Source organism: uncultured Campylobacter sp., assembly GCF_937997465.1.
GTDB lineage: Bacteria > Campylobacterota > Campylobacteria > Campylobacterales > Campylobacteraceae > Campylobacter_A.
Genome location: NZ_CALKTQ010000229.1, coordinates 1 through 9526, shown reverse-complemented (window position 1 = coordinate 9526; position 9526 = coordinate 1). Strand labels below are relative to the sequence as shown.

The window sequence follows — 9526 nt, the reverse complement described above, 5'->3', positions numbered from 1 at the left end:
AACTTCAGTTTGAAAGCCGATATTTTCACTCTTAAAATACTCTGAAACCGTTCTAGAGAAATTTACGCCGCCTCGATTTTTCCGCGCGTTCGTATCGAGTCCGACTTCTACGCCAAATACGTAATCGTGTAAATTTTTTATCTTTGCATCCATAAAAATTTTATCCAGTCCGGTTTCTTTACAAAACTCGTAAATTTTATCGGGGCTTTCAAAATACGCTTTCAGCTTTGTTAATTCGCCGCTTGTCGCGACCACATCCGTATTTTTATCTCGAACGGCTATGAGCAAATTTAGCGTATCAAAGCACTCTTTACTTTGCTTAAAAAGAGTGAAAATATCGGTTTTCAAATCTTTTGAACCGAGTAAAAAATCAAGCGTATGAAGCTTGATAGAAACGGCTTTTAGATTTTCGCCGCATTTGTTAAAGTCGGTAAAGTAGCCAAGGCTCGCGTTCGTCTTTCTAAGCGAGCGTAAAAAGTCGCTAAAATTCGTTAAATTCGGTTCCATAAAATCCCTATAATTTAGTTTTCGGCTCGTCCCAGGTCATCGTTTTAAAATCCGCACAAACGAAGTCCTCCGCACCTAAAACAATCTCGCTATTTTCGTAAGCCGCTCTGGCGATCTTACACGCTTCTTCTTTATTTTTCGCTTTAATAACGACTCTCTTCGCCGAAGTTTCGACGATCTCTACTTCAAATTCTTTCATTAAATTCCCATAGGAATTTTACCGATTTCGCTCTCTTTTTCGTATTGCTTTATGATATCTTCATAGCAAGCAAACTTTACCTTTTTGCTTATACTTTCATAAATGCTATCTTTTAAAACGCCGTCAAATTGCTTTTTTCTTTGCAAATCGGTTACTATAAACATTTTGGCGCTAAAGTCTTGAAGTTCGTAAAATTTATTTAGAGAGTTTTTAAAGTCGGTACTGTGTTCTACCTCATAAAACGCATCGGGCAAATTTCTACGATTAAACCATATTGCATCGACGTTTTTTGCTTTATTTACGATGTTTTCATAGCTGAAGTTATAAATTTCTTTTAAAGTCGTTAATTCGGTTAATTTTTTATTAAGATAAAGCTTGTTTTTATCTTGCGCCGGTACATATGTCTGAAAATTCCTTAGATTCCCAATCTCGACGATAATGCCTTGATAATATGCGTGAGTAAAACTCGGATTTATTCCGCTTTTACCATCGCCGGTTTTGGCCGTATTTTGCGCCTCGAAATCCTTAAGCCCCCAAAGCCCGGGTCTAATTTTATAAAATTCTTTATTAGTTTGCACTATACCTCTTATACTAGCAAACGGAGTTTTCGTCCCCCATTTGCTAGTATCGGTCTTAGCGTAAAGTTGCGAGAAAGTAGCCATACCGCCGAGCTTAGCTAAAGCCTCTATCACGCATTGCTTTTGCGTCATCCAAGATACTCCTGCAAGCTTTTTACTTCCAGCGCGCTGCCGTCTTGCACGCTTTTTAACGATTTAGCCGCCGCTAGAGCCGCTGACATCGTCGTGAAATACGGAATCTTAAATCGCATGATGTTTTGTCTGATTTTCTTGCCGTCCTCGCTGTTTGACTTGCTATCGCTGGTGTTGATGACAAGCGCGATGTCGCCGTTTTTGAGCTTGTCCTCGACGTTTGGGCGTCCTTCGCTGATCTTATAGACAAACTCGCTCTCTACGCCTGCGCCCTCTAAAATTTTATACGTTCCGCCCGTGGCGATGATTTTAAAGCCGAGGCTTATTAGCTCGCGCGCCAAATTTGCGGCGTATTTTTTATCCGCGTCAGCTAGAGTCAAAAAGACTAGGCCGCTAGTAGGAAGCGAGTTGCTCGCGGCGATCTGGCTTTTTGCAAAGCTCTTTGCAAAATCACTTGATATGCCCATAACCTCGCCCGTGCTTTTCATCTCAGGCCCCAGGATTAGATCCGCACCCGGGAGCTTGTTAAACGGAAATACGGCTTCTTTTACGCAGACGTGATTTTTCACGCGAGGCTTGAGTATGCCGCGCTCCTCGTAAACCGCGCCGTAGTTGTCGTAAAATTTAAGCGCCTCGCGCAAATCTCCCTGCCACATCACGCGCGTGGCGACCTTTGCCATAGGCACGCCCGTCGCCTTGCTAACAAACGGCACTGTGCGGCTGGCGCGCGGATTTACCTCGATCATGAAAAGCTCGTTCTCGTAGATGGCAAACTGGATGTTCATGAGCCCCACGACGCCCAAATTTAGCGCGATGTCGCGGGTTTGGTTTTCTACCTTTTCGATCATCTGCGCGGTCAAATTTAGCGGAGGCAGTATGCACGCGCTGTCGCCGCTGTGGATGCCCGCCTCCTCGATGTGCTGCATCACGGCGCCGATATAGACGTCCTTGCCGTCGCTGATCGCGTCCACGTCGAGCTCCACGGCGTCTTGTAAAAATTTATCGATTAGCACGGGCGAGTGGTTGCTGACCTTGACCGCCTCGCTCATATATAGGCGTAGCTCCTCATCGCTATGCACCCGCCTCATCGCACGGCCGCCTAGCACGTAGCTAGGGCGCACGAGCACCGGATAGCCGATAGCGGCAGCCTTTTCTAACGCCTCTTTTTCGCTCGTAGCGGTGTCGTTTCGCGGCTGTTTGACACCGATTTTAGAGATAAATTCGCTAAATTTTTTGCGGTCCTCGGCAACGTCGATCGTGCGTGCGCTGGTGCCGATGATTTTTGCGCCCGCTATGCTTAGGCGTTTGGCGAATTTTAGCGGAGTTTGACCGCCAAAATGCACTATCACGCCGTCTGGGTTCTCATGCTCGATCACGGCTCTAACGTGCTCGAAATCAATCGGCTCAAAGTACAAAATATCGCTCGTATCGTAGTCGGTGCTGACGGTTTCTGGGTTGCAGTTGTACATTATGGTTTTGACGCCCATGTCGCGTAGCGCATAGCTGGCGTGCACGCAGCAGTAGTCAAACTCGATGCCCTGGCCTATGCGGTTTGGGCCGCCGCCGATGATCATCACTTTTTTCTCTTTTTGCGCCGAATTTGAGCTCAAATTTGACTCCGCACAATTTGACGAAAGGCACGGTAGCTTCGTGACATTCGTCGTCGAGTAAAGATATGGCGTGAGCGCCTTAAACTCGCCCGCGCAGGTATCAACCTCGTTGTATTCGAGGTTTATACCCATTTTCTCGCGCGCAAAATATATGTCGTTTTGGCCAAGGTCGAGATTGTCTTTTAAATTTATCAGGTGCGCGATCATCTTGTCCGAAAAGCCCATCGTTTTGGCCTCTCTTAGCAGCGGCTCGTCGTTTAGGATGTCCATATCGATGCGATCTTCAAATTTAACTATCTGCCAAATTTGATCCAAAAACCACGGGTCAATCTTGCTCATCTCGTGCACTTCGGCCACACTAAGCCCATCGCGAAACGCCTGCGCGACGTATAAAATGCGGCTTTCATTCGCGTTTCTAAGGCCGTAAATTAGCGCGTTTTTCTCCAAATTTACGAAGTTAAATCCATAGTAGTCCTTTTCCATCGAGCAAAGCGCCTTTTGGATGCTTTCCTTAAACGTCCTGCCGATCGCCATCACCTCGCCCACGCTCTTCATCGCGGTGCCTAGATATGGGTTCGCGCCCGGGAATTTCTCAAACGTAAAGCGCGGGATCTTGGTCACGATGTAGTCTATAACGGGCTCAAAACTAGCAGGCGTGCCCGTGATGTCGTTTTTGATCTCATCCAGACTAAAGCCAACGGCTAGTAGCGTCGCGACCTTGGCGATCGGGTAGCCAGTAGCCTTGCTTGCTAGCGCCGAGCTACGGCTCACGCGCGGGTTCATCTCGATCACGATCATGCGGCCGGTTTTTGGGTTTATGGCAAATTGCACGTTGCTACCGCCCGTATCCACGCCGATCTCGCGTAAAATTTTAAAACTCGCGTCGCGCATCGCCTGATACTCTTTATCAGTTAGCGTAAGAGCGGGCGCAACCGTGATGCTATCGCCAGTATGCACGCCCATGGGATCAAAATTTTCGATAGAGCAGACGATGATGCAGTTGTCGTTGCGGTCGCGGATGACCTCCATCTCGTATTCTTTCCAGCCTAGCAAGCTCTCCTCGACCAAAATTTCATGTATCGGGCTGGCGTCTAGGCCGGTTTGGGCTAGCTCTTTAAATTCGTCGATATTATACGCTACGCCGCTGCCTGCGCCGCCTAGGGTATAGCTAGCGCGAATAATGAGCGGAAAGCCGATATTCGCTGCTGCGGCTAGCGCCTCGTCCATGTCGTAGGCGTACCGGCTTTGCGGCAGATCCATGCCAATCTTTTGCATCGCCTTTTTAAACTCCTGCCTATCCTCGCCTTTTTTGATAGCTTGCGGGTTTGCGCCTAGAAATTTGACGCCGCCAAACATGTTCGCTTCGTATAGCTGCATAGCGACGTTTAGCGCGACCTGGCCGCCCATCGTAGGCAGTATGGCGTCGACCTTTTCTTTATCTATGATGCGCTTGATGCTCTCTTTGGTTATCGGCTCGACGTAGGTCGCGTCGGCGAAATCAGGATCGGTCATGATGGTGGCCGGGTTTGAGTTAATGAGTACGACGCGGTAGCCCAGCTGCTTTAGCGTCTTTGCAGCTTGCGTGCCGCTGTAGTCAAATTCGCACGCTTGGCCTATGACGATAGGGCCGCTGCCGATGAGTAAAATGGTGCTAATATCGGTTCTTTTTGGCATTATTTTTCCTTTGTTACGACGTATAGATACGAGGGGATGGTTATGTTTACGTAGGGCTTTACGGCCGCGCTTTTATATAGGCTCTCCTGGATCACGCCCGTGACCCTGCCCACTGAAATCCCGCTCAAAAATATCCCGTCAAGCCCGCTCGTGACGACCTCATCGCCCTCTTTTGGACTGAGCCACTGGGGGATAAATTTCACCGTTATTCCGTCTTTGCTCCCGTGCGCTATGCCCGGGATTTTTTCCTCGCCGATTGATACGGCAAATATACTTTTTGGATCGTTTTGCAGCAAGGCCATTGGATTTCCGTCCTTGCTCACGACGATACCCGCGCTCTTGCCTTGGCAAATCAGTCCGTAAATTTTAGACTCGTCGTAGCCGCTAAATTTATCCAGCCAGACCTTGTCGTAGTCGCTGATATTTACGTAGCTAAGGGCGCGTACGAGCTGCACTCTAGGCTCGTAGACGGTCGAGTTTTTATCGACCAAAATTTCATTTAGCTCCTTTGCAAAGCTTGAGAGCAAAGCCGCCGATTTTTCTAGTTCGGCGTTTTGAGCGCGAAGCTGCTTTATCTCCTCGCGCTGCCTAAAGTGCTCATTTACGCCGTCTTTTACAAATTTGACCGCGTCGTCGTAGGCGGCTACTACGCGGTTGTTTAAATTCACTACATAGCCGGAGATCAGCGCGCCTCTATCAAGCGAAAAAAATACCAGCGCGCCGATAAGAGCGACGAATAAAATTTTACTCTTCATTTACGAGTTGTTGTAAAAATTTAATCTCCTCAAGAGCCTTGCCGGTGCCTCTGGCCACGGCTAGCAACGGATCGTCAGCAACGAAAACCGGAAGTTTTACGATATCGCTTAAGTACTTATCAAGTCCGCGGATCAGCGCGCCGCCTCCGGTTAGTACGATACCGTTTTCCACGATATCGCCGGCAAGATCAGGTGGCATCATCTCAAGCACGGTTTTTAGGGCGTCTGCGATCTCTTTTAGCGGTTCGCGCATAGCCTCGCGCACATCTTCGCTCGTTAGCTCCACGCGGCTTAGTAGGCCGCTGATTTGGTCGCGACCTTTTACTACGATGCTAAGCTCCTCAGGCAGCTGAATCGCTGAGCCGACGGAAATTTTGATATCCTCGCCCGCGCGCTCGCCGATTAGGAGGTTGTATTTTTCTTTTATGTAGTTTACGATACTCATATCGATTTTATCGCCCGCGGTGCGGATAGATTTGCTGATGACCAGACCACCTAGAGACACTACGCCGATCTCGGTCGTACCGCCGCCGATATCGACGACTAGGTTTCCTTGCGGTTCGCGCACGGGCAAATTTGCCCCGATAGCAGCAGCCATAGGCTCCTCGATCAAAAATACCTCTCTAGCCCCGGCGCTTAGCGCGCTTTCACGCACGGCTTTACGCTCGACTTGAGTTAGGCCGTAAGGCACGGAGATGATGATACGAGGGCGCAGGAAGCTCTTTCTGCGGTGGGTCTTTTCGATGAAATAGCGGATCATCTTTTCCGTCATGTCAAAATCCGCGATAACGCCGTCTCTCATCGGACGGATCGCCTCGATATCGCCGGGAGTTTTACCCACCATCTCTTTTGCTTCGTGGCCGACGGCTAATATTTTTTGCTTGCCGTATTTTTCGCGTTGTACCGCGACGACCGACGGTTCGTTTATGATGATACCTTTATCTTTTACTAGAACTAGCGTATTTGCCGTGCCTAGATCGATACCCATATCGCTTGAAAAAAATCCTATTAGTTGGTCTAAAATCATCTGTATCCTTATGCGCTTATTTTATTGTTTTTTACGAAAATCGGCTTTTCTTTGCCGTTTACGACCTCTTTGGTGATCACCACGTCGTAGCCCGCAAGCTCCGGCAGTTCGTACATTATATCAGTCATTACCTCTTCCATTATGCTTCGTAGCCCTCTAGCTCCCGTTTTTCGTTCGATGGCTAGCCTCGCGATCTCTTTTAGAGCTTCATCGTCAAATTTCAAATTTGCCCTATCTATCGCAAAAAGCTTTTGGTATTGCTTCAAGATCGCGTTTTTAGGCTCGGTTAAAATTCGCACCATATCGTCTTCGGTGATTTTATTTAACGTAGCGACCACGTGAAGCCTGCCTATGAGCTCGGGAATGAGTCCAAAATGCACCAAATCGTCGCTCTCAAGCGCGTCTAGCAAATTTTCCCTATCGTCTTTAGAACGTTTATCTTGACCAAATCCCAGCACGTTTTTACCGATCCTGCGCTCGATGATGTCGGCCAGGCCGTCAAACGCACCGCCGCAGACGAATAGAATATTTGAGGTATCTATCTGGATAAATTCCTGATTAGGGTGCTTTCTGCCGCCTTTTGGAGGGATATTTACGAGACTGCCCTCGATGATTTTTAAAAGCGCCTGCTGCACGCCCTCTCCGCTCACGTCGCGCGTGATCGAGCGGTTTTCGCTCATTCTGGCGATCTTATCGATCTCATCGACGAAAACTATGCCCTGCTCGGCGCGCTTTACGTCACCGTCCGCGGCTTGTAAAAGGCGAGTTAGGATATTTTCCACATCTTCGCCGACGTAGCCGGCTTCCGTTAGACTAGTCGCATCGCAGATAGCGATAGGTACGTCTAGAAATTTAGCCAGAGTCTGCGCCATCAGTGTCTTGCCGCTACCGGTAGGGCCGACGAGCAAGATATTTGATTTTGAGATCTCCGTATCGTCTTCGATCTCGCCTTTTCTAAAAATTCTTTTGTAGTGATTATAAACGCCGACGCTAAAGACCTTTTTGGCTTTATCTTGACCGATGACGTAGTTATCTAGCACCGCCTTTAGCTCTTTTGGCGTCAAATTTTGATAGTCTCTAGTTCGCTCTTCTTTTTCTTGCTCGCGGCTCTCCTCGCCGTAAAGCACCTTGTAAGCGGCAGTGATGCAGTGCTCGCATATAAACGCAGTTCCGTCTATATCGGCCAGCAGTCTCCTCTCGGCAGACTCTACTTCGCCGCAAAAATTACATTTTCTCGCCATTATTCTCTTCCTTTTGCTAATGGGATACCGCGCTTGGTGCTTAGTATAAATTCACACATTTTTCGCACCTGTTCTATCTGCGCGCCCGCTAAAAGCTCGCTAGCCGCGGCTTTTAGATCCCCGCTTTTTCTAAATAAAAATTTATACGCTCTGTTTATCTCTTCAACCGTGTCTTTATCAAACCTTCGCCTGATACCGACTAAATTTAAGCTTCTGATGTAGGCTCGGTTGCCTTCAGCTAGGCAAAACGGCACTACGTCTTGAGATAGTGCACTAGCGCCTGCGATCATGCAGCTCTCGCCGACTCTCACGAACTGATGTATCGGCGTCATACCGCCAACGACGCTGTAGTCTCCAAGCTCCACGTGACCGGCAAGAGTCGCGTTGTTTGCTAGGATGACGCTATTTCCTATGGCGCAGTCGTGCGCAACATGGCAGTAGGCCATGATAAATGCGTTATCGCCGATACGCGTGATCCCGTCGCCTTTGTGCGTGCCGGAGTTTATCGTGCAAAACTCGCGGATAGTTGCGTTTTTGCCGATACGAACGCCCGTGTTTTCCTCGGCGCGGTAGCTCACGTCCTGCGGGATGTCGCCCACGATGGCGTAGCTGTAAATTTTACCGCCATCGCCGATATGCGTATCGCCTACGATCCTAGCACCTTGTTTTACGAGTACGCCGTCGCCTAGTACCGCGTCCTTGCTGACGTAGGCGTAGGCCTCGATCGTTACGTCCTCGCCGATCTTCGCGCCGTCCTCGACGACGGCTTGCGGATGGATATTTCTCATTTTGGCTCGCTTATTTATCTACGATCATGGCTTTTAGCTCTGCCTCGCACGCTAATGTGCCGTCCACGTAGGCTTCGCCTTTTAGCACCCAGATATTGCCCTTGTGCTTTAGCACTTCGAGGCGATACTCGAGCCTGTCGCCGGGGCGTATCGGATGGCGAAATTTCGCTCCGTCGATGCTCATAAAATAAACGACTTTATTTTCGATATTTGCTTGATGCTCGTCGCTCATGCTCTTAAACGCTAGCACGCCGCCAGCTTGCGCCATGCCCTCGATGATCATGACGCCCGGATATATCGGGTGGCCCGGGAAGTGCCCCTGAAATACGGGCTCGCCGATAGTTACGTTTTTATACGCGACGATGTGTTTGGCGGGCTCGAGCTCGGTCACTCGGTCGATTAGCAGAAAAGGATATCTGTGCGGGAGTATTTTTTGGATTTCAACGATGTCGATCACTTTAAACCTTGTGAGTAAAATTTAAAGCCGATTTTAGCCAAATTTTGCTAAGAAAAAGATTATTGATTTGGTCGGGGCAAAATTTAGCCGCTAAATTTTCGCACCCGTTTTTTATCTCGCGCGCGCTAAATTTAGCTCAAATTTGCATTACCAAAACCTCGCGGCTATCGTTATAAAGCTCGTCTTTGGCGTAGATTTCGTATCTGCCGGCGCGAATTTCATCCAGCACGATTATAGGATTTTGGCTAAATTCTCCGCACAGCTCACGGCGGATTTCTAGTTCGCGAGATACCGCGATAGGCCGGCGGCAAAGCTCGCTTACGCTAGCGAAATTTTCGCCCGAAAGCTCGTTAAATTTGGCTAAATTTAGCAGCGTCACGCCGTCTCGCAGCTCGTCGCAAATTTGCGCCGCCTCGCTCACGCTAAATTTGACGTTTTCGCGCTTAAAATGCGAGTAAAGTAGAAAATACGAAGGTACGACCGAGCCGCCAAATTTGACGTAGGCGCGCAGCAAGCGGTAGTTTAGAAAATACTTGCGCGATAGATGAAACGGCGCAC

The 9526-nt window shown here is 48.7% G+C and carries 9 protein-coding genes and 1 pseudogene; all 10 read right to left on the bottom strand.

Going from position 1 to position 9526, the window contains the following annotated elements:
- A partial coding sequence (locus Q0546_RS07735) for a DpnII family type II restriction endonuclease (RefSeq protein WP_298791933.1) occupies positions 1-507 on the bottom strand: 507 nt, incomplete at its 3' end.
- 7 nt (positions 508-514) lie between these two features.
- A complete protein-coding gene (locus Q0546_RS07730; RefSeq protein WP_298086723.1) occupies positions 515-706 on the bottom strand; it encodes a DpnD/PcfM family protein in 192 nt (63 codons plus the stop codon).
- Positions 706-1416 carry a hypothetical protein gene (locus Q0546_RS07725; RefSeq protein WP_298791931.1) on the bottom strand — a complete coding sequence of 237 codons (711 nt, stop codon included), beginning with the start codon at positions 1414-1416 and terminating at the stop codon, positions 706-708. Before Q0546_RS07725 ends, Q0546_RS07730 begins: the two co-directional genes overlap by 1 nt.
- The gene (gene carB, locus Q0546_RS07720) at positions 1413-4700 is read right to left on the bottom strand and encodes a carbamoyl-phosphate synthase large subunit (protein ID WP_298791929.1); all 3288 of its coding nucleotides are present in this window, start codon (positions 4698-4700) and stop codon (positions 1413-1415) included. Before carB ends, Q0546_RS07725 begins: the two co-directional genes overlap by 4 nt.
- Positions 4700-5455 carry a rod shape-determining protein MreC gene (gene mreC / locus Q0546_RS07715; protein ID WP_298791927.1) on the bottom strand — a complete coding sequence of 252 codons (756 nt, stop codon included), beginning with the start codon at positions 5453-5455 and terminating at the stop codon, positions 4700-4702. Before mreC ends, carB begins: the two co-directional genes overlap by 1 nt.
- Positions 5445-6482 carry a rod shape-determining protein gene (locus Q0546_RS07710; RefSeq protein WP_002947212.1) on the bottom strand — a complete coding sequence of 346 codons (1038 nt, stop codon included), beginning with the start codon at positions 6480-6482 and terminating at the stop codon, positions 5445-5447. Before Q0546_RS07710 ends, mreC begins: the two co-directional genes overlap by 11 nt.
- 8 nt (positions 6483-6490) lie before the next feature.
- Positions 6491-7723, bottom strand: coding sequence for an ATP-dependent Clp protease ATP-binding subunit ClpX (clpX, locus tag Q0546_RS07705; protein ID WP_298791924.1), 1233 nt, complete (start codon positions 7721-7723; stop codon positions 6491-6493).
- The gene (lpxA, locus tag Q0546_RS07700) at positions 7723-8511 is read right to left on the bottom strand and encodes an acyl-ACP--UDP-N-acetylglucosamine O-acyltransferase (protein ID WP_298791922.1); all 789 of its coding nucleotides are present in this window, start codon (positions 8509-8511) and stop codon (positions 7723-7725) included. Before lpxA ends, clpX begins: the two co-directional genes overlap by 1 nt.
- Before the next feature lie 10 nt (positions 8512-8521).
- Positions 8522-8968 (bottom strand): 3-hydroxyacyl-ACP dehydratase FabZ, encoded by a 447-nt coding sequence (gene fabZ, locus Q0546_RS07695; RefSeq protein WP_298791920.1) that lies wholly within the window; start codon positions 8966-8968, stop codon positions 8522-8524.
- A gap of 136 nt (positions 8969-9104) precedes the next feature.
- A pseudogene (locus Q0546_RS07690) lies at positions 9105-9526 on the bottom strand (diacylglucosamine hydrolase like protein); the annotation flags it as partial.

Coding starts and splice junctions, on each gene's coding strand:
- Q0546_RS07730 (WP_298086723.1), bottom strand. CDS start 706: ATGAAAGAATTTGAAGTAGAGATCGTCGAAACTTCGGCGAAGAGAGTC.
- Q0546_RS07725 (WP_298791931.1), bottom strand. CDS start 1,416: ATGACGCAAAAGCAATGCGTGATAGAGGCTTTAGCTAAGCTCGGCGGT.
- carB (WP_298791929.1), bottom strand. CDS start 4,700: ATGCCAAAAAGAACCGATATTAGCACCATTTTACTCATCGGCAGCGGC.
- mreC (WP_298791927.1), bottom strand. CDS start 5,455: ATGAAGAGTAAAATTTTATTCGTCGCTCTTATCGGCGCGCTGGTATTT.
- Q0546_RS07710 (WP_002947212.1), bottom strand. CDS start 6,482: ATGATTTTAGACCAACTAATAGGATTTTTTTCAAGCGATATGGGTATC.
- clpX (WP_298791924.1), bottom strand. CDS start 7,723: ATGGCGAGAAAATGTAATTTTTGCGGCGAAGTAGAGTCTGCCGAGAGG.
- lpxA (WP_298791922.1), bottom strand. CDS start 8,511: ATGAGAAATATCCATCCGCAAGCCGTCGTCGAGGACGGCGCGAAGATC.